The sequence below is a fragment of the Inquilinus ginsengisoli genome, from assembly GCF_031453975.1.
Classification (GTDB): Bacteria; Pseudomonadota; Alphaproteobacteria; order DSM-16000; family Inquilinaceae; genus Inquilinus; species Inquilinus ginsengisoli_A.
Genome location: NZ_JAVDPW010000007.1, coordinates 402,701 through 422,744, shown reverse-complemented (window position 1 = coordinate 422,744; position 20,044 = coordinate 402,701). Strand labels below are relative to the sequence as shown.

Sequence of the window (20,044 nt, the reverse complement as noted above, 5' to 3'; positions counted from 1 at the left end):
CCATGCTGAGCTATGCCGTGCGCCGCATCCTGGGCGCGATCCCGACCATCCTGGCGATCATCGCGCTCGCCTTCTTCATGATCCGCCTGGCGCCGGGCGGCCCGTTCGCCAGCGACAAGCCGCTGCCGATCGAGATCAAGCGCAACCTGGAAAAGGCGTACCATCTGGACGAGCCGCTCTACATGCAGTTCGGCCGCTACATGGGCAATGTCCTGCAGGGCGATTTCGGCCCCTCGTTCCGGATGCGCGACTATTCGGTGAACGAGCTGCTGCGCCAGGGCTTCCCGTATTCGCTGCAGATCGGCCTGATCGCGGTGGTGATCGCCAGCTTCTTCGGCATCCTGTTCGGCACCATCGCGGCCCTGAAGCAGAACACGCCCGGTGACTACGGCACCATGGCGATCGCCATGATCGGCATCACCATACCCAACTTCGTCGTCGCCCCGCTTCTGGTCCTGCTGTTGGCCGTCACCTGGCGAATACTGCCGGCCGGCGGCATCACCGCCGGCTGGACCTCGTTCATCCTGCCGATCGTGGCACTGTCGCTGCCGCCGACTGCCTACATCGCCCGGCTGACCCGCGCCAGCATGATCGAGGTGCTGCGCTCGAACTTCGTCCGCACCGCCCGGGCCAAGGGCCTGCCGGAGCGGATCACCATCATGCGGCACACGCTGAAGGCCGGGCTGCTGCCCGTGGTCTCCTATCTCGGCCCCGCCACCGCCGGCATCATCACCGGCTCGATCGTGATCGAGCAGATCTTCGGCATCCCCGGCATCGGCCGCTATTTCATCCAGGGCGCGCTGAACCGCGACTACACGCTGGTGATGGGAACGGTGATCTTCTTCGCCGTCCTGATCATCCTGTTCAACCTGCTGGTCGACCTGCTGTACGGCGCACTCGACCCGCGCGTGCGCTACGATTGAGGACGCGCCGATGACCGACGCCACCATCGGATCCCTTCCCCCGGCCGCCAAGCCGATCAAGGGCCGCAGCCTGTGGCAGGACGCCTGGCGGCGCCTGCGCACCAACAAGGCCGCCATCGTCAGCCTCGCAGTGCTGGCCCTGATCGCCGTCGCCTGCGTGGTCGGGCCGTACCTGCTGCCCTACGGGCTGGACGATGTCGACTACGCCGCCTTCACCACGGCGCCCAGCTTCGCGGCCTCGGCCGACGGCACGGCCGCGCATTATTTCGGCACCGAGGCCAACGGCCGCGACCTGCTGGTCCGCACCCTGTACGGCGGCCAGATCTCGCTGATGGTCGGCATCGTCGGCACCCTGGTCAGCCTGATCATCGGCGTCACCTACGGCGCCACCTCGGGCTTCCTGGGCGGGCGGGTCGACAGCATGATGATGCGGCTGGTCGACGTGCTCTATTCCCTGCCCTTCATGTTCTTCGTCATCCTGCTGATGGTGTTCTTCGGCCGGAACATCCTGCTGATCTTCGTCGCCATCGGCGCGGTCAACTGGCTGGACATGGCGCGCATTGTCCGCGGCCAGACCCTGTCGATCAAGCGCAAGGAATACATCGAGGCGGCGCATGCCTGCGGCGTGTCGAGCTGGGGCATCATCCGCAAGCACGTCATCCCGAACACGCTCGGCCCGGTCATCGTCTACATGACCCTGACCGTGCCGCAGGTGATCCTGCTGGAGAGCTTCCTGTCCTTCCTCGGCCTCGGGGTGCAGGAGCCGATGACCAGCTGGGGGGTGCTGATCTCCGAAGGCGCCCGCAGCATGACCATCGCCTGGTGGATGCTGGTGTTCCCGGCCGTGTTCCTGGCCGTCACCCTATTCTGCCTCAACTTCATCGGCGACGGCCTGCGCGACGCCCTCGACCCGCGCGATCGCTGAGCCCAAGGCCATCGGAACCATGACCGCAACACTCCTCACCCCCCCGAGCGCCATGACCGGCACCGTGGCCACCCCGGCCGTCCAGACCGAGACCATCCTGGCGATCCGCAACCTCGTCACCCGGTTCAAGACCGGCGACGGCATGGTCGCCGCGGTGAACGGCATCTCGCTCGACATCGCCGCGGGAGAGACCATCGGCATCGTCGGCGAATCCGGCTCGGGCAAGAGCCAGCTGTTCATGTCGGTGATGGGCCTCCTGGCCTCCAACGGCCGCGCCACCGGCAGCGTGAAGTACCGCGGGCAGGAGATCCTGGGCCTGCCGCCGGCCAAGCTGAACCGGGTCCGCGGTTCGAAGATGTCGATGATCTTCCAGGACCCGATGACGTCGCTGAACCCCTATCTGACCATCGCCCGGCAGATGACCGAGGTGCTGGTGCAGCACAAGGGGATGACCCAGTCCCAAGCGATGAAGCGGTCGATCGAGATGATGGACCTGGTCCGCATCCCCGAGGGCAAGCGGCGCATCGGCATGTACCCGCACGAATTCTCCGGCGGCATGCGCCAGCGCGTGATGATCGCCATGGCGCTGCTGTGCCAGCCGGACCTGCTGATCGCCGACGAGCCGACCACCGCGCTCGACGTCACCGTCCAGGCCCAGATCCTGGACCTGATGCGCGACCTGAAGCGCGAGTTCAACACCTCGATCGTGCTGATCACCCACGATCTCGGCGTCATCGCCGGCCTCGCCGACCGGGTGATGGTGATGTATGCCGGCAATGTGATCGAGGCCGGGTCGGTGCGGGACATCTTCTACGACCCGCAGCACCCCTACACCGAAGGCCTGCTGCAGAGCATGCCGCGGCTGAACTCGGACCGGCATGCCGAGCTGCCGTCGATCGGCGGCCAGCCGCCGAACCTGCAGGACCTGCCACCGGGCTGCAACTTCCAGCCGCGCTGCCGCTACGCCCATGCGCGCTGCCTGGCCGAGGAGCCGGCGCTGCGCCCCTGCGGCGACCCGGCCGCCCTGCGCGCCAAGGCCTGCCATCTCGAGCAGCTGCCCCTGACCGAGGCCGACCGCGCCGTCATCGACGCCGACCGCGCCGCCCGCACCCGTCATTGAGGCCCGTGCCATGACAGACAGCTTCCAGTCCGACGGCAAGCCCATCCTCTCGGTGCGCGACCTGCGCGTGCACTTCGCCATGCCGAAGCGGCACATGTGGTCGGGCCACCGCGACTACCTCAAGGCGGTCGACGGCGTCAGCTTCGACCTCAAGGCCGGCGAGACGCTGGGCGTGGTGGGCGAATCCGGCTGCGGCAAGTCGACCCTCGGCCGCGCCGTGCTGCAGCTGATCCCGCCGACCGCGGGCCAGGTGGTGTGGATGGGCGAGAACATCGCCAATCTCGACAGCAACACGATGCGCGAGAAGCGCCAGGACCTGCAGATCATCTTCCAGGATCCGCTGGCCTCGCTGAACCCGCGCATGACGGTCGGCGACATCATCGGCGAGCCGCTGGACGTGTTCGAGGCCAAGCTGACCAAGAAGGAGCGCCGGGCCAAGGTCGAGGAGATCATGGCGCTGGTGGGCCTGCGGCCCGAGATGATCAACCGCTACCCGCACGAATTCTCCGGCGGCCAGGCCCAGCGCATCGGCATCGCCCGGGCGATGATCCTGAACCCCAAGCTGATCATCTGCGACGAGCCGGTCTCGGCGCTGGACGTCTCGATCCAGAGCCAGATCGTCAACCTGCTGATGCGGCTGCAGCGCCAGTTCGGCCTGTCGCTGATCTTCATCAGCCACGACCTGTCGGTGGTGCGCCACATCAGCCACCGCATCATGGTGCTGTATCTCGGCAAGCTGGTGGAGGTCGCCGACCGCGACGACATCTACGACAATCCGCGCCATCCCTATACCCAGGCGCTGATCTCGGCGGTGCCCCTGCCCGACCCGGATGCGGAGCGGGCGAAGAAGCGGATTGTGCTGACCGGCGACCTGCCGAGCCCGCTGAACCCGCCCACCGGCTGCTACTTCCGCACCCGCTGCCCCAAGGCGCAGGATCTGTGCGCCCAGGTGGCGCCGCAGCTGATCGATGTCGGCAGCCCCGGCCACCAGGCCGCCTGCCACTTCTGGGACACGCCGACCCCGGCCCGGCGGCAGGAAGAGGCGGCTTAGGCCGCTCCGTCCGCCGCCGACGCTTGCGTGGTCCGCGCGATTCCCGCTGTAATCGGACCTCCCCTCCGCAGCCGGGGCCGCGCATGACCACAGACATCCCGGTGATCGACCTGGCGCCGCTCCGCCGCGGCGGGGCGGCGGGGCTGAAGACGGTGGCGCGGCAGCTCGGCCAGGCCTGCCGCGAGGTCGGATTCTTCGCCGTCACCGGCCATGGCATCGATTCGGATCTGACCGGCCGGGTCTTCGCCGCCTCAAGGGATTTCTTCGCCCGGTCCGCGGCCGAGAAGACGGCGCTGTCGATCACCGGCTCGCCCCACAACCGCGGCTATGTCGGCATCGGCGCCGAGACTCTGGACACGACCCGGCCGAGCGATCTGAAGGAAGCCTTCAACATCGGCCTCGACCTGCCGGCGGACCACCCCGAGGTGGTGGCTGGGCGCCCGTTCCGCGGGGTCAACCTGTGGCCCGGCATTCCCGGCTGGCGCGAGGCCATGCTGGCCTATTTCGACGCGGCCTGGCGCCTCGGCCGGCAGTTGCATCGCGGTTTCGCCAGCGATCTCGGCCTCGACCCCGACCATTTCGAGAGCCGGCTGGACGCCCCGATGGCGATCCTGCGCCTGCTGCATTATCCGCCGCGGCCCGGGCAGGTGGCGCCGGGCCAGATGGGAGCCGGCACCCACACCGACTACGGCAACGTCACCATCCTGGCGACCGACGGCGTGGCGGGGCTGCAGGTGCGGCGTCGGGATGGGGTGTGGCTCGACGCGCCGGCCGTCGACGGCGGCTTCCTGTGCAACATCGGCGACTGCCTGATGCGCTGGACCAACGATGTCTACGTCTCGACGCCGCATCGCGTGCAGCCGCCGGAGCGGGAGCGCTTCTCGGTCGTCTTCTTCCTCGACCCCAACCCGGACGCCCGGGTCGAATCCCTGCCCGGCTGCGTCACCCCGGACCGGCCGGCGCGCTATCCGCCGGTGCTGGGCGCGGACTACCTGCAGTCGCGGCTCGACGCCACCTATGCCCATCTGGCGCCGCGCGGCCGCGCTGAGCCATCGTCCGCATAGCAAAAGGGCGCCGGAAAATCCGGCGCCCTTTGGCGTTCGTCCTGTCCCGGAGGATCAGGCGGCGGCGGCCAGCGAGGCCACAACCGTGGTGAAGTGCTCGACGATCGCGCCCTTGAAGGCGTCCATGTCGAGGTCGTCGCGCGCGGTGATCAGGTTGCCCTCGACCAGCACGCTGTCGTCGGCCAGCTTGGCGCCGGCGGCCTCGAGGATCTCACGCGACGCATCGCTGGCCACGACGGTGCGGCCCTGGATGCGTTCGGCCAGCGCCAGAAGCTGCGGGCCGTCGCCGAGCGCCGCGATCGGCTTGCCGGCGTCGGCGAAGCCACGGAGGATGCGCTTGGTGTGCGGGTTGGCGGAGAGCTTGGCAATGCCGCGCTCGCCGCCCGGGATCAGCACCGCGTCGAAATCCGCGGCCAGGGCGTTCGACAGCGGCACGTCGACCGCGAAGTAGTGGCCCCAGGACTTGTCATGCCAGCCATTGACCAGCCCCTGCTCGGTCGAGACGATCTTGAGCGTGGCGCCGGCGGCCAGCAAAGCGCGCTGCGGCTCGGTCATCTGGATTTCCTCGAAACCATTGGAAACGAGGATGGCAATCGTCTTCCCGGCGAGAGGCTTGTCCTGCTGCATGTATTATTCTCCCTCGTTAAGCCGGCTGATCAGCCGGTCCCGGCGGATCCCCGTTGGATCCAGATGGCCGCCTTCCGGACGCGCGCACGTCGCCGTCCTGCGCTGCGGGTCGCGTCTCGCGGGCAGCGGCAAAACCATGCCGGGATGGTGATTGAATTCGATCGTAGAAGTGGCGGTGCCGGCATCAAAAGTCAATGCCGCTGACCCTTCGCATGGGTGCATTGCACAATGGTTGGTCTCGGGGTCGGGCTCGGCCCGCTTCGAGGGCCCTGCCCACCAACGGAAAACCGCCGCCCCGAGGGGCGGCGGTCTCCAGTTCAACGTTCGGTGAGGCGCCGGTCTTGGAATGCCGACGCTCGCGGATCACCGCGCCGAAGAGATCGATATCAGGCCGGCAGACCGGAGGTCGCCGACGCCGCTCGATCCGACGCACGTCCCATCAGGGCCGCCGCGGAGATCTGGTTCACCAGAGCGCTAGACATCGGATCACCTCCTTTCGGTTGTTTGCACCTGCGACAAAGGTCGGACGTGACGGCGGCGATGTCAACCCCGGTGCCTCAATGGGCCTGACCGGCCGCGACATTGACCGCCAGCGCCAGGATCACGGTGTTGAACAGGAAGGACGCGACGCCGTGGCCGAGGGTCAGGCGGCGCATGTAGGAATTCGTGACCTGCACGTCCGACACCTGCGCCGTCATGCCGACGACGAAGGAATAGTACAGGAAATCCCAGATCCCGGGCGCGTCGTCGCCGGGGAACTCCAGCCCCTTGGCGTCGCGGCGCTTGCCCGGCGCGCCCTCGCCCCCGGCCCGGGCGTAGTAGAGATGGGCGTAGCGGAAGGCGATGATGGTGTGCAGGGTGACCCAGCCCAGCAGCACGCTGGCAATCGCCAGCAGCAGATGCAGCGTCGACGAGTCGGACTGGTTCAGCAGGCTGAAGATCGAGGCGACGCTGAGGCCGATGCCGATCACGGTGATCGCCGCGATCAGCGGCATCCCCTCGTCTTCGATATCCGCCTTGCGCCGGATCACATCCGGCGTCGCCCGGCGGACCAGCACCGCCGTCCAGATCAGGTAGAGGCCGAAGAAGCCGTCGCCGGCGACGATCACCGACAGCGGGGCGCCGTTGTGGCGGCCGAGCGCCACCCACAGCCCCAGCCCGAGCAGGGCCGCGGCATAGAAGCGGAGGTGGTGCCGCAGGTGGTTCCGGATCAGCTCGGGCAGGGCAGCCTCCTTGAAGCGTGGCACCGGGGAAGCGTGGCGCCGGGCGATCCGGCCGGCTCAGCCGAAGCGCTTCGCCAGCCGCCCCAGCGCGTCGTCCAGCACCGCATCCTGCTTGGCGAAGCAGAACCGCGCCACGGTCGCCAGCGGATCCTCGGCATAGAAGGCCGAGACCGGGATGGCGGCGACGCCGACATCCTCGATCAGGTGGCGGCAGAAGGCCTGGTCGTCGCCGTTGAAGCCGGTCGAGCCGATGTCGAGATTGACGAAATAGGTGCCGTCGCAGGGCAGGACGCCGAGCCCCAGCCGCCGCAGCCCGGCGGCGAAGCGGTCGCGCTTGCCCTGCAGTTCGGCAATCACGCCGTCATAGTAGTCGTCGCCCTTGGCCAGGCCATAGGCCACGGCGGCCTGCAGGTTCGGCGGGGTGGTGAAGGTCAGGAACTGGTGCGCCTTGCCCAGCAGCGTCGCCAGAGGCGGCGCCGCGGTGACGTAGCCGACCTTCCAGCCGGTCAGCGAGAAGGTCTTTCCGGCCGATCCGATCTTCAGGCAGCGGTCGCGCATGCCGGGCCGGGCGATCAGCGGCTGGTGCCGCCGGCCGTCGAACACCAGGTGCTCATAGACCTCGTCGCAGATGGCATAGGCGTTCGAGCCGGTGATGAATTCGGCGAGGAGGTCGAGCTCGGCCGCCCCGAACACCTTGGCCGCCGGGTTCAGCGGGTTGTTGAACAGCACCGCCTTGGTGCGGGGCGAGAAGGCGCGGGCCAGCGCCGCCCGGTCGAACGACCAGTCGGGCGGGGTCAGGTGCACGAATTTCGGCACGCCGCCGGCACGGCGGACCAGCGGCAGGTAGGCGTCGTAGAGCGGTTCGAACAGCACCACCTCGTCGCCCGGCTCGATCAGCGCGAACAGGGCGGCGGCCAGCGCCTCGGTGGCGCCCGACGTGACCACCACCTCGGCCTCGGGATCGACCTCGAGGCCGTAGAAGCGCTTGTCGTGGTCGGCCACGGCCTTGCGCAGCTCGGGCAGGCCGAGCATCGGCGGGTACTGGTTCCAGCCATCGGTGACGGCGGTGGCCGCGACCCGCAGCACATCCTCCGGCCCGCGGCCGTCGGGGAAGCCCTGGCCGAGATTGACCGCGCCATGCTGGCGCGCCAGCCGGGACATGACCTCGAACACCGTGGTGCCAAGGCCGGAGAAGAGGGCGTTTCCGGGCTTCATCATGCGCTTTCGGGACGGTCGACGGGCCGGGGCAAGGTCAGTGCTTGGTCACCTCGGGCGCGTCGAAATCATCCTCGTCGTCGGCGCCGTCCTCGACCACATCGAGCATCTCCTCGAATCGGTCGAGCAGGTCGGAATAGTCGCGGTTGGCGCGCAGGAACTTGCGAAAGGCGGTGTCGTGGCGGTGGTCCGCCTCGAACCAGGCATCGGCCGCCCGCTGGTGCTCGCCATGGGCCGACAGGTGATAGAAGGCGGCCTGCTCGACGCTGTTGATCTCGCTCTCGTCGAGGAGCTCGAGCACCGACCCGACATAGGTCGGCAGGCCGGTGAGGAAGGCGATCTCGTTCGCTGCGGCGGCCAGCTCGGCATCGTCCAGCGGCTCGTCCGGCGCCTCGCCGGCGGCGACGGCGGCGGCGTGCGCGTCCTCCTCCATCTTCTGGATCTCGGCGCGCAGGGCCGCGAAGTCGCTGCCCTCGCCGATCAGCGCCTCGTTCGGGCTGCCGCCGATCGCCGCCTCGATCGCCAGCAGCGTGTCGAGCAGCCGGCGCTTGCGCACCACCCAGTTGGCCCCGCTGCGGATCTCCTCGGCGATCGACCGCAGCCGCTCCTGTTCCTCCGGCGCCATATCGGCGAGCAAAGACGTCTCAGGCTTGGCAATCGCAGTCACGTCGGTCGTCCTGTCTGTCGCGCCCCGGCGGCGCGGCGGCACCCTAGCACAAGCCCCCCGCCGATGGCGAAGCTTGACCCCCGTCCGGCACATGCCTATCTGGTCCGCACGATGTCCAAACTTCCCATCCTCGTCGCCCCCGATTCCCGCCTGAAGACCAGGGCCAAGCCCGTCGCGCAGGTGGATGACCGCGTCCGCAAGCTGACCGACGACATGCTGGAAACCATGTACGACGCGCCCGGCATCGGCCTGGCCGCGCCGCAGATCGGCGTGCTGGAGCGGATCGTGGTGATCGACGTCGCCGGCAAGGACGAGCCGCGGGCACCGCTGCGCCTGATCAACCCCGAGATCACCTGGGCGTCGGAAGACCTGCAGACCGCCGAGGAGGGCTGCCTGTCCCTGCCCGAGCAATGGGCCGAGGTGGTGCGGCCGGCCGAGGTCAAGTTCCGCTATCTCGACGAGACCGGGGCGAAGCAGGAGCGGCACGCCACCGGCATCCTGGCGGTGTGCGTGCAGCACGAGATCGACCATCTCGACGGCGTGCTGTTCGTCGACCACCTGTCGGCGCTGCGCCGGAACATGATCCTGAAGAAGGTCCTGAAGTGGAAGAAGGAGCACGTGGAGTAAGGCTCTCCACGCGCCGCCCGGCTATTCCTTCGCCGCGTCCCAGTAACTGGTGCCGCCGATGTTGAGCGTGTCCGGCGCCGCGGCGTCGCCGACCGCGACGCCGATCCGCAGCCGGGTGACCGTGCCGTCCTCCGCCGTCAGCTGCAGCGCGTAGCCGTCGAGCCGATAGCGCCCGGCCGAATCATGTGACTTGGTGGCCCCGCCGACGGAGAAGCCATTCTCGTTCATGACGGCGCCGAAACCGCCCCCCGAGACCCCGACCGAGCCGCCATCGGGGCCGGTGCCTGCCAGGCTGTGCATGAAGAAGCTGCCGGACTGGTGCCGCTCGAAGGTCCCATCGGGCCGGAAGACATAGGTGATGCGCGTGGTGACACCGCCCTGCGACACGTTCAGGTAGTAGTAGGAATGGTCGAGCCGGGCATCGGCCGGGAACGGCTTCAGCACGGTGAAGCTGGGCAGGTCCGCCTTCGGCCCCGCCGCCGCGGTCATCACATAGGTGTCGTCCGGATGCTCCCAGCGCGACCAGTCCTGCGGCGCCCGGCGCCGCACCTGCGCCGCGTCCAGGTCGGTCGGCGGATAGGCGAAATCGTAGCGGTAGCCGGTGCCGTCCTTCAGCAGCAGGTAGCTCTCCTCGTTGCGGTCGGTGTAGGTGCCGCCGCCCATCGGATTGATCCCGATCTGGAACTGCTCGCGGAACAGCACCGCCTCGATCTGGTCGGCCGGCACGCCCTTGTCCGCCCCGGCATAGACCTCCTCGGCGCTGGGCGGCCGGTATTCCAGGAGGTCCGTCTCCGGCAGGTCCGACCGGGCGATGCCGCCCGCATCCGCCAGCTGCCGGCAGCCGGACAGCTTGATCACCTTGAAGGCGTAGACCCGGCTGACCTGGCCGAGGATGGTGACGTCCCGCCCCCGCGCCTGCTCGAACCGCGCCTCCTCCGTCTTGTCGGCGAAGTCGCAGGAGACGGTCCAGATCGACCGCTGCTCCGGCAGCCATTGCTGCAGGTCGTCGCTGCCGATCACTCGGCCGGCGACCGCGACAGGCCCGAGCTGCTGCATCGCAGCGACGGCGGCCTCGGACTTCTCGTCGTCGTCCTTGCCCGGCACGCGCTGCAGCAGGCCGGCGCCGAGCGCGGACAGCTGGCCGACGCTGAACAGCGTCTTCGGCTTCGGGGTCAGGCCGGCATCGTCGGGCAGGTTGGCCTTGGCGATGCCGTCGGCACCGTCGAGCAGCCGGCACCCGTCCAGCGTGACCAGCTCGAAGTCGTAGACCCGGTCGATGTGGCCGGAGACGACGACGTCGCGCCCCTCCTGCTGCCGGAACAGCCGCTCCTCGGTGTCGTCGGCGAAGTCGCAGCGGACGCTCCACAGCGACTGCCGGTCGGCGGTCCATTGCTGGATGGTGTCGCTGTCGATGGCCCGGCCGGAGACGGCGATCAGTCCGGTCCGGCCCAGCACCTTGGACACCCAGTCGGTCCGGTCGGTGTCGTCGCCGGGCGGCGCCTGGCGCCACCCTTCGGCCGCCAGAGCCGAGAGCTGGCCGGCGGTGTACAGCGTCTTCGGCTGCGGCATCGTCCCGGCCATCGCCTCCAGCACCGCCCGGGCCGCCGGCGCCTTGTCGGCCAGGGCGAAGGTCTTGTCGCCGAACAGCGCCGGCAGGGCGGCGCACAGGAGCGGCGTCTTCTGGATCAGGGCGTCGGCCTGGGCCGTCAGCGCGCCGTCGAGCTTCGACCGGTTCTGGTCGAGGGTGCCGAACCCAGCCATCGCCCGCTCCAGCAGCCGCTCCAGACGATCGGCGTCGTTGGCGCGGCGCCAGGCGTCGAGCGCCGCCGCATGCGCCGCGGCGCCGGCCGCATCGACCTTGTCGCAGCTGGCGGCGACCGCCCGGGTCAGGCCGATCGGGACATAGACGGTGGTGATGGCCTGGGCCGCGGCCTTGGGATCGGGGCTGCCGGCCGCGTGGGCCGTGCCCGCGGCCAGGGTGGCGGCCAGCGACGCGCCGATGACGAGATGCGCCAGGGTCCTCATCCATCCCTCCCCATCCGACTCCGGCGCCAGCCTGACGCGGCGTCGGGGCAAGAACAAGGCAGGCGGTCAGGCGGCCCGGGACGCCCCGCGCAGGCCGTCGCGCATCGCTTCCTCGCCGTCGCGCAGGGCCAGCACATAGGCCGGCAGGTCCGGGGCGTCGCCCTGCCAGCCGAAGGCGGCGGCGATCTCGGCGGTCGGCACGGCGCCGCCGCGGCGGCGGAACGCGGCCTTGACCACGGCATGGGCCGCGGCCGCGCCGGAGGCATTTTCGAAGCTCTGCTCGAGATACAGCCACTTCCCATCCCAGCCCAGCAGCCGGCTGCGCAGGCTGTAGCGGGCGAAGGCGGGGATCGAGCGGCGGTAGCGGATGGTCACCGCCGCGATCACCGGCATCCAGCCCTGGCGGCGGATGATGCCGACCAGCCCGGCCCTGATCATCAGGTCGGTGCGGCCGAGGTCCATCACCGTGAGGTAGCGGCCGTTGTTGAGGTGCAGGTTGAGGTCGAGGTCGTTCGGCCACACCCGGAACGCGACCACGCTGTCGTCGAACATGCCGATGCGGCGCCCGAACAGCGCCGCCAGCATGACCCGGATGAGGCGGAGATAGAGGTTCATCGGCGTCCCATCCGCCCGTTTGTCATGCCACGGCTCGACCGTGGCATCCAGGGGCCACCAGAGCGGCTCTTCGTGGCCCCTGGATTGCCCGGTCAAGCCGGGCAATGACAGTCAGAGTTACACGCGGCGCGAAGAGGCCCCTCAGAACGCCTCCGCCTCCAGCGCCATCAGGGGCGCCTTGCCGGCCATGATCTGGATGAACAGCGACCCGGTCTCCGGCAGCATGCGCTGAATGAAGAACCGCGCCGTCTTCAGCTTGGCGTCGTAGAATCCGGCCCGGCCCTCGGCCTTCGGCGCCTTCTCCAGCGCCAGCTTGGCCATCCGCGCCCACATCCAGCCCATCGCCACCAGGGCGAACAGCTTGAGGTAGTCGGTCGACGCGGCCCCCGCCTCCTCCGGGTCCTTCAGCCCCTTCTGGGCGATCCAGGCGGTGGCCTGCTGCAGCTTGCCGAAGGCCTTTGCCAGCGGGCCGACGAATTCCAGCATCGCCGGGTTCTCGGCCTCCTCGCGGATGAAGGCGTCGACCGGATGGAAGAAGCTGCGCAGCAGCCGGCCCATGTCCTGCGGCATCTTGCGGCCGACCAGGTCGAGCGCCTGGATGCCGTTGGCGCCCTCGTAGATCTGGGCGATGCGAGCATCGCGGACGAACTGCTCCATCCCCCATTCCCTGATGTAGCCGTGGCCGCCCAGCACCTGCTGCGACCGGGTGGCGACCTCCAGCCCCATGTCGGTGAAGTAGGCCTTCAGGATCGGCGTCATCAGCGACACGAAGTCGTTCGACTGCTGCCGCACCGCCGGATCGGGATGCCTGGTGTAGAGGTCGATGTTGATGCCGACCAGGTAGCCCAGCGCCCGCGCGCCTTCGGCGAAGGCCTTGCCGGTCAGCAGGTTCTTGCGCACGTCGGGATGGACGATGATCGGGTCGGCCGGCTTGTCCGGCGCCTGGGTGCCGGCCAGCGAGCGGCCCTGCAGCCGGTCCTTGGCATAGGTCACGGCGTTCTGGTAGGCGACCTCGGCCACGCCCAGCCCCTGCAGCGCGACGCCGAGCCGGGCGGTGTTCATCATCACGAACATCGCCCGCATGCCCTTGTGCTTCTCGCCGACCAGCCAGCCGGTGGCGCCGTCGAGATTCATCACGCAAGTGGACGACGCCTTGACCCCCATCTTGTGCTCGATCGAGCCGCAGGCGATGCCGTTGCGGGGGCCGGCGACGACCGACCCGCCCTCCTCCTTCGGCAGGAACTTCGGCACCACGAACAGGCTGATGCCCTTGATGCCGGGCGGCGCGTCGGGCAGCCGGGCCAGCACCAGGTGGATGATGTTCTCGGTCAGGTCGTGCTCGCCGGCCGAAATGAAGATCTTGGTGCCGGTGATGCTCCAGGCGCCGTCAGCCGCAGGTTCGGCCTTCGTGCGAATCAGGCCGAGATCGGTGCCGCAATGCGGTTCGGTCAGGCACATGGTGCCGGACCAGATGCCGTCGGCCAGCTTGGGCAGATAGGTCGCCTTCTGCGATTCGTCGCCATAGGCCTCGATCGCGTTGTAGGCGCCCTGCGACAGGCCGGGATACATGCCGAAGGACATGTTGGCCGAGGACAGCACCTCCTCCATCACGAAGTTGACCGCCTTGGGCATGCCCTGGCCGCCATAGGCCGGGTCGGCCGACAGGCCGGTCCAGCCGCCTGCGGTGAAGGTGCGGTACGCCTCCTTGAAGCCCTTCGGCGTGTAGACGACGCCGTTCTCGAAGCGGCAGCCCTCCTCGTCGCCGGGCTGGTTCAGGGGCGTCAGCTCGTTCTCGGCGAGGCGCGCCGCCTCCTCCAGGATGGCGTCGACGGTATCAGGCGTCGCCTCCTCATAGCCGGGAAGCTTGGCGAGCTGGCCGACATCGAGCAGTTCGTGCAGCACGAAGCGGATGTCGTCGAGCGGGGCCTTGTAGCTGGGCATCTCTCGAGTCCTCTCAGTTCCGCAGCGGCTTGCCGGTGGTCAGCATGTGCTCGACGCGGGCGATGGTGCCGGGCAGGCGCACAAGCTGGCTGAACATCTCGTGCTCCAGCGCCAGCACGTCATCCTCGGTCAGCGTCTCGGTGATGTCGGTGTCGCCGCCCGAGAGCACATAGGCCAGCTTGTCCGAGACCACGACGTCGTAGGGCGTCGCCTTGCCGGTGCGCGCCAGGTCGCCCACCGCCAGCGCGAAGCCGGTCCGGGCGGTCGGGCCCGGCAGGCGGATCTCCACCGCCGGCTTGGGCGGCTGGTAGCCTTCGGCCAGCGCCAGCGCCTTGGCCTTGGCGTCGGCCAGCAGCCGGTCGCGGTTCATGGTGATGCCGTCGGCGGGGCGGAGATACAGCAGATCCTTCGCCTCGAAGGCCGATTTCGCCACCTGGGCCGTGCCGATGGTCTGGAACACCTGGCCCAGCGGCGGCATCGGGCCGCCCGGGCGCTTCGGCTGAGCGTTGGCGCGCAGCAGCATCTCCTTGCAGCCGCCCCAGCCGGGGATCAGCCCGACCCCGACCTCGACCAGGCCGCAATAGGTCTCGGCATGGGCCTGGATCGCGGCGGAATGCAGCAGGATCTCGCAGCCGCCGCCCAGCGCCATGCCGGCGGGCGCCGCCACGGTCGGGAACGGAGCGAATTTCAGCGCCTTGTAGGCGTCCTGCCCGCCCTTGATCAGCGCCTCGATCTGCGGCCACAGCGCGATGTTGATGCCGAACAGGGCGAGGCCGAGATTGGCGCCGACCGAGAAGTTGGTGCCCTCGTTGTAGATCACCATCGCCTTGTACTTCGACGCGGTGATGCGGATCGCCTCGCCCAGCAAGGCCATGGTCTGGTCGTCGAGACTGTTCATCTTCGAGATGAACTCGAAGCAGGTGACGCCGTCGCCGATGTCCCACAGCGCCGCCGAGCCGTTCTTCGCGATCGGCTTGGCTGTGCGCTTGATGTCGGCCAGCAGCAGCACGCCGTCCGGCCGCTTCACCTCGGCGTAGTCGCCGCCGGTGGTAAGGTACTGCAGGCGGCCATCCTGGACCCGGTAGAAGCTGCGGCCCTGCGCGGATTTCAGCAGCGCCGGCACCGGCTTGCCCTGGGTTTCCAGCCAGCCGATCAGCCAGTCGGCGCCGACCTGGTCGATCAGCTCGAACGGGCCGAAGCCCCAGTTGTAGCCCAGGCGCATCGCCTCATCGACCGCGACCACGGTGTCGGCGATCTGCGGCACCAGCCCGGCTGCGTAGGACAGGGTCTGGCCCAGCACCGTCGCGGCGAAGCGGCCGGCCTTGTCGTCGAACCCGACCAGCGCCTTCAGCCCGCCCCGGCGTGCCTCCTCGACGCTGTCCAGCTTCGGCTTGTCCGACTTCGCCCAGGCGCCGGTCTTGAGGTCGACGCTTTCCTTCACCCGGGCACCGTCGGTGGCCTTGCTGAGGCGGTAGAAGCCGCCCTTGCCCTTGCGCCCGGTGTAGCCGTCGGCGATCAGGTTCTCGATCACCGGCTCGACCCGATAGATGTCGCGGTACGGGTCGTCCTTCGGCAGGGTGGCCAGCAGGCTCTTGGCGATGTGCGGCATCAGGTCGAGCCCGACCAGGTCGATCAGCCCGAACACGCCGGTCTTGGGCACGCCCATCGGCCGGCCGGCGACCGCATCCGCCTCCTCGACCGTCAGGCCCAGATCGATGGCGGCGTTGACCGCGGCCTGGATCCAGTAGGTGCCGATGCGGTTGGCGATGAAGCCGGGCGTGTCCTTGCAGTCGACCACGCCCTTGCCGAGCGCGATGTCGGCGAAGCGGCGGATGCCGGCGACCAGGGCCGGGTCGCTGTCCGGCCCGACCACCAGCTCCAAGAGGCGCATGTAGCGCGGCGGGTTGAAGAAATGGGTGACCATGAAGGCGCGGCGGAAGGGCTCCGACCGGCCCTCGGTCAGGATCGCCAGCGGGATGGTCGAGGTGTTGGAGGAGATCACCGCCTCCGGCTTCAGCACCTGCTCGATGCGGGCATAGAGGTCCTGCTTGACCTTCGGGTCCTCCAGCACCGCCTCGACGATCCAGTCGCAGCCGGCCAGCTTGCCGAGGTCGTCCTCGGTGTTGCCGGTGGCGACCAGCCTGGCGGCCGCCGTCGACATGAAGGGCGCCGGATCGGTCTTGGCCATGCGCGCCAGCGCGCCTTCGGCGATCACGTTCCGGTTCTGCGCATCCCTCGGCACGATGTCGAGCAGCAGCACCGGCACGCCGGCATTGGCGAAGTGTGCGGCGATGCCGCTGCCCATCACCCCGGCGCCGATCACCGCGACTTGCTTGATATCCATGGTCTCAGCTCCCTGGTCGCCCTCGCTTCCCCTGGCCGTCATCCTCGCGCAAGCGGGGATCTCATGCAGACCTGGACGAGACTCCCGCTTGCGCGGGAATGACGGGAAAGGGTGGGACGGAAATCGTCAGATGGTCAGGCGGCTTCGAGGATGGTGGCGATGCCCTGGCCGCCGCCGATGCACATGGTGGCCAGCGCCAGCCGGCCGCCCTCGCGCTGCAGCAGCGAGGCCGCCTTGCCGGTGATCCGGGCACCCGAGGCGCCGAGCGGGTGGCCCAGCGCGATGGCGCCACCGTCGATGTTGGTCTTGGCCCAGTCGAGATCGAGGTCATGGCCGACCGCCAGCGCCTGGGCGGCGAAGGCCTCGTTCAGCTCGACCACGTCGATGTCCTTGATGGTCAGCCCGGCGCGCTTCAGCGCCTTGCGGCTGGCGTCAACCGGGCCGATGCCCATGATCTCCGGCGCGCAGCCCGCCACCGCGATCGACTTGATGCGGGCCAGGATCGGCAGGCCGGCGGCCTTGGCGAAGGCCTCGCTGGTGACCAGCGTCGCCGAGGCGCCGTCGGTCAGCGGGCTTGAGGTGCCGGCGGTGACGGTGCCGTTCTGGTCGAAGGCCGGCTTCAGGCCCGACAGGCCTTCCTGGCTGGTGTCGGGGCGGATGGTGCCGTCGCGTTCGACCGTGCCGTCCCGGGTCGCGATCGGCACGACCTCTGCGGCGAACTTGCCATCGGTCCAGGCCTTGGCCGCGCGCTGCTGCGAGCGGATGGCGAAGTCCTGCTGGCTCTCGCGGGTGATCTGGTACTTCACCGCGAGGTTCTCGGCGGTCACGCCCATGTTGAAGTAGGCCTGCGGCATCTCGGCGGCCAGCTTCGGGTTCGGCGCCGGGTTGAAGCCCATCATCGGCACCCGGGTCATGCTCTCGACCCCGGCGCACAGGAAGGCCTCGCCCGCGCCCATCTGGATGGCGCCGGCGGCCTGGTGGATCGCCTGCATCGACGACCCGCAGTAGCGGTTGACGGTGACGCCGCCGACCGACTGCGGCAGGCCGGCCAGGAACACCACCATGCGGGCCATGTTGAAGCCCTGCTCGCCCTCCGGGAAGGCGCAGCCCAGGATCAGATCCTCGATCGCGGCGGGGTCGACCCCGGTCTCGGCGACCAGCGCCTTGACGACCGTGGCGACCAGATCGTCGGGCCGCACCCGGCGCAGCTCGCCCTTGTTGGCGAGATGGAAGGGCGACCGCTTGAAGCCGGCGATGACGACGCTCGTGTCCATGATGGTCTCAGGCTCCTCAGCTCTTCTTGTCGTGGGCGCGCGAACACGCCCCGTGCGGATCGGGTGGCGGGCGGCTCAGCCTTCCGGCAGCGCCCCTTCGCGTTTCAGGAAATCGGTGATCTCGGCCTCGATGCCGCGCAGGTCCTCGATGGTCTGCTGCACGTCGACCAGCTGGGTCTCGAGCGAGGCCCGTCGGGCGCGGGCGCGGCCGAGGAAGAAGCTCATCTGCTCGACCTTGCGGTGGTCGCGGGCGTAGAGGTCGAGGAACTCCTTGATTTCGGCCAGGGAGAAGCCGAGCCGCTTGCCGCGGCAGATCAGGGCCAGGCGGGCCCGGTCGCGATGGCTGTAGATGCGCGTCAGCCCGGCCCGTTCGGGCGACAGCAGGCCTTCATCCTCATAGAACCGGATGCTGCGCGGGGTGATGTCGAACGCGGCGGCGAGGTCGCCGATCGAGTAGCTGCGCTGCTCGACGTCGCGCTTCTCCTGGGTTTCCGCCTCCATGGCCGATCCGCCTCCGACTGCGTTGCGATGGCATGCCGTTTACGTAAACGTAAAGTAGCGCAGCCGGAGCATCCGGTCAATCGGCGGCGATCAGGTGGCGGCCCGCGCCACCTCCGGCTGGGCCGCCTTCGCCGCCTCCTCCTCCAGCAGCGCCTTGCGCGACAGCTTGCCGATCAGCGTCTTCGGCAGCGGCTTGTCGCGGAACTCGATCAGCTTCGGCATCTCGATCGGCGACAGCTTGTCGTGCAGGAAGGCGACCAGCCCCTCGGCCGTCAGCGCCTGGCCGGCCCGCAGCCGGACATAGGCCTTCACCGTCTGGCCGCGATAGGCGTCGGGCAGGCCGGCAACCACGCATTCCTCGACCGCCGGGTGCAGGTAGATCGCCTCTTCGACATTGCGCGGATAGACGTTGAAGCCGGAGCACAGGATCATGTCCTTGATCCGGTCGACGATGAAGGTGTAGCCGTCCTCGTCCATGTACCCGACGTCGCCGGTGTGCAGCCGGCCGCCGAACAGCGCATCGGCCGATTCCTCTGGCCGGTGCCAGTAGCCCTTCATCACCTGCGGGCCGCTGATGCAGACCTCGCCGCGCTCGCCGGTCGGCATCACGGTGGTGCGGTCGTCCAGCGACACGATCTCGATCATGGTCTGCGGCAGCGGGATGCCGATCGACCCCGCCTTGTTGATGCCGTAGAGCGGGTTGCAGGTGGCGATCGGCGAGCTTTCCGACAGGCCGTAGCCTTCGACGAGCTTGCAGCCGGTCGCCGCCTCGAACGCGTTCTTGACCTCGAGCGGCAGTGGCGCCCCGCCGGAGATGCAGCGCTTCAGCGACGACAGGTCGTATTTGGCCCGGTCGGGGTAGTTGGCGATCGCGGTGTAGATGGTCGGCACCGCCGGGAACAGGGTCGGCTTCTTCTCGTCGATGGTCTTCATCACGGTGTCGAGCTCGAAGCGCGGCAGCATGATGATCTCCGCCCCCGCCCAGATCGACAGGTTCATCACCACGGTCATGGCGAAGACGTGGAAGAACGGCAGCACGCCCAGCATGCGGTCCTGGCCCGGCACCATGCCCTCGAACCAGCAGCCGGCCTGGACCGTGTTGGCATAGAGGTTGGCATGGGTCAGCATCGCGCCCTTCGGCGTGCCGGTGGTGCCGCCGGTGTATTGCAGCACCGCCAGATCGTCCACCGGCGCGATCGGCACCGGGGCGAAGCGGCCGTCATTGCCGACCAGCTCGGCCCAGCGCAGGTATCGCCCGTCGCGCGGCACCTTCGCCACCTCGCGCCGCTTGACGATCGGGAACAGCAGGTTCTTGGGGAACGGCAGGATGCCCGCCATCGGGCAGACCAGGATGCGCTTCAGCGCTGTGCGTCCCAAGAGCGGCGCCAGCTTGGCGTGCAGCTGCGCCAGGTCGAGCGTCACCATCAGTTCGACGCCGCTGTCGTCGATGTTGGTGATCAGCTCGCGCTCGGCGTAGAGCGGGTTGAAGTTGACGACGACGGCGCCGCATTTCAGCAGCGCGAAGTAGCAGATCACGAAATAGGGGCAGTTGGGCAGGAACAGGCCGACCCGGCTGCCCTTGATGACGCCCGCGGCCTGGAAGCCCTTGGCGGCGCGCGCCACCAGATCGCCGATCTGGCCGTAGGTGAAGGTCTTGTCCATGAAGGTGGCGCAGGGCCGGCCGGCGAACTGCGCGACGGCGTCGTCGAGGATGGCGTAGAGCGGACGCGGTTCGATCGGCCGGTCCCAGGAGATGGCGGGCGGGTAGAGCCTGGCCCAGGCGGGCGGGCGGTCCGAGGCAGCCACGTCCGTCATGTCGGTCTCTCCCCCAAACGATCTTTACCCGGCCGGCGCGCGGCCTTATCCCAGCGATGTAATCGGCGATCGGTTCCGGCCGCAAGG

At 68.9% G+C, this 20,044-nt stretch carries 17 protein-coding genes; 6 read left to right on the top strand and 11 right to left on the bottom strand.

All coding sequences use genetic code 11. From position 1 onward, the window contains the following. Positions 1 to 2 precede the first annotated feature (2 nt). The 5 genes from oppB to E9232_RS21570 all read left to right on the top strand — a co-directional run bounded on the left by oppB (position 3) and on the right by E9232_RS21570 (position 5,083). Positions 3 to 923, top strand: a complete 921-nt coding sequence (oppB, locus tag E9232_RS21590) for an oligopeptide ABC transporter permease OppB (protein WP_309797343.1) — start codon at positions 3 to 5, stop codon at positions 921 to 923. Positions 924 to 933: 10 nt separating this feature from the next. After that, on the top strand, positions 934 to 1,848 hold the full coding sequence (locus tag E9232_RS21585) for an ABC transporter permease subunit (protein ID WP_309797341.1): 915 nt from the start codon (positions 934 to 936) through the stop codon (positions 1,846 to 1,848). A 19-nt stretch (positions 1,849 to 1,867) separates the two neighbouring features. Further along, on the top strand, positions 1,868 to 2,968 hold the full coding sequence (locus E9232_RS21580; protein ID WP_309797339.1) for an ABC transporter ATP-binding protein: 1,101 nt from the start codon (positions 1,868 to 1,870) through the stop codon (positions 2,966 to 2,968). Between the two features lie 10 nt (positions 2,969 to 2,978). Continuing rightward, a complete protein-coding gene (locus E9232_RS21575) occupies positions 2,979 to 4,019 on the top strand; it encodes an ABC transporter ATP-binding protein (RefSeq protein ID WP_309797337.1) in 1,041 nt (346 codons plus the stop codon). A gap of 83 nt (positions 4,020 to 4,102) precedes the next feature. Further along, the gene (locus tag E9232_RS21570; RefSeq protein ID WP_309797334.1) at positions 4,103 to 5,083 is read left to right on the top strand and encodes an isopenicillin N synthase family dioxygenase; all 981 of its coding nucleotides are present in this window, start codon (positions 4,103 to 4,105) and stop codon (positions 5,081 to 5,083) included. A 54-nt stretch (positions 5,084 to 5,137) separates the two neighbouring features. On the opposite strand, the gene E9232_RS21565 is transcribed toward E9232_RS21570, so the two are convergent. From E9232_RS21565 to E9232_RS21550, 4 genes are all read right to left on the bottom strand, one after another. After that, positions 5,138 to 5,710, bottom strand: a complete 573-nt coding sequence (locus E9232_RS21565; RefSeq protein WP_309797331.1) for a DJ-1/PfpI family protein — start codon at positions 5,708 to 5,710, stop codon at positions 5,138 to 5,140. Positions 5,711 to 6,267: 557 nt separating this feature from the next. Next, positions 6,268 to 6,957: a DUF1345 domain-containing protein gene (locus E9232_RS21560; RefSeq protein WP_309797329.1), complete on the bottom strand. Its 690-nt coding sequence runs from the start codon at positions 6,955 to 6,957 to the stop codon at positions 6,268 to 6,270. Between the two features lie 33 nt (positions 6,958 to 6,990). Then, the gene (locus E9232_RS21555) at positions 6,991 to 8,148 is read right to left on the bottom strand and encodes an aminotransferase (protein ID WP_309797455.1); all 1,158 of its coding nucleotides are present in this window, start codon (positions 8,146 to 8,148) and stop codon (positions 6,991 to 6,993) included. A gap of 37 nt (positions 8,149 to 8,185) precedes the next feature. Continuing rightward, positions 8,186 to 8,815, bottom strand: a complete 630-nt coding sequence (locus E9232_RS21550) for a hypothetical protein (protein ID WP_309797327.1) — start codon at positions 8,813 to 8,815, stop codon at positions 8,186 to 8,188. A 111-nt stretch (positions 8,816 to 8,926) separates the two neighbouring features. On the opposite strand from E9232_RS21550, the gene def reads away from it, so the two are divergent. Next, positions 8,927 to 9,442, top strand: a complete 516-nt coding sequence (gene def / locus E9232_RS21545) for a peptide deformylase (RefSeq protein WP_309797325.1) — start codon at positions 8,927 to 8,929, stop codon at positions 9,440 to 9,442. Between the two features lie 21 nt (positions 9,443 to 9,463). On the opposite strand, the gene E9232_RS21540 is transcribed toward def, so the two are convergent. From E9232_RS21540 to E9232_RS21510, 7 genes are all read right to left on the bottom strand, one after another. Next, positions 9,464 to 11,467 carry a hypothetical protein gene (locus tag E9232_RS21540; protein WP_309797323.1) on the bottom strand — a complete coding sequence of 668 codons (2,004 nt, stop codon included), beginning with the start codon at positions 11,465 to 11,467 and terminating at the stop codon, positions 9,464 to 9,466. A gap of 66 nt (positions 11,468 to 11,533) precedes the next feature. Continuing rightward, positions 11,534 to 12,082: a thioesterase family protein gene (locus tag E9232_RS21535; RefSeq protein WP_309797321.1), complete on the bottom strand. Its 549-nt coding sequence runs from the start codon at positions 12,080 to 12,082 to the stop codon at positions 11,534 to 11,536. A gap of 141 nt (positions 12,083 to 12,223) precedes the next feature. Next, positions 12,224 to 14,023: an acyl-CoA dehydrogenase C-terminal domain-containing protein gene (locus tag E9232_RS21530; protein WP_309797320.1), complete on the bottom strand. Its 1,800-nt coding sequence runs from the start codon at positions 14,021 to 14,023 to the stop codon at positions 12,224 to 12,226. A gap of 13 nt (positions 14,024 to 14,036) precedes the next feature. Then, a complete protein-coding gene (locus E9232_RS21525) occupies positions 14,037 to 16,367 on the bottom strand; it encodes a 3-hydroxyacyl-CoA dehydrogenase/enoyl-CoA hydratase family protein (RefSeq protein WP_309797318.1) in 2,331 nt (776 codons plus the stop codon). Positions 16,368 to 16,501: 134 nt separating this feature from the next. Then, positions 16,502 to 17,641 carry a thiolase family protein gene (locus E9232_RS21520; protein ID WP_309797317.1) on the bottom strand — a complete coding sequence of 380 codons (1,140 nt, stop codon included), beginning with the start codon at positions 17,639 to 17,641 and terminating at the stop codon, positions 16,502 to 16,504. A gap of 75 nt (positions 17,642 to 17,716) precedes the next feature. After that, complete coding sequence (locus tag E9232_RS21515; RefSeq protein WP_309797315.1) at positions 17,717 to 18,142, bottom strand: MerR family transcriptional regulator; 426 nt, start codon at positions 18,140 to 18,142, stop codon at positions 17,717 to 17,719. Positions 18,143 to 18,232: 90 nt separating this feature from the next. Further along, positions 18,233 to 19,957 carry a long-chain-fatty-acid--CoA ligase gene (locus E9232_RS21510; RefSeq protein ID WP_309797314.1) on the bottom strand — a complete coding sequence of 575 codons (1,725 nt, stop codon included), beginning with the start codon at positions 19,955 to 19,957 and terminating at the stop codon, positions 18,233 to 18,235. Positions 19,958 to 20,044: the final 87 nt, after the last annotated feature.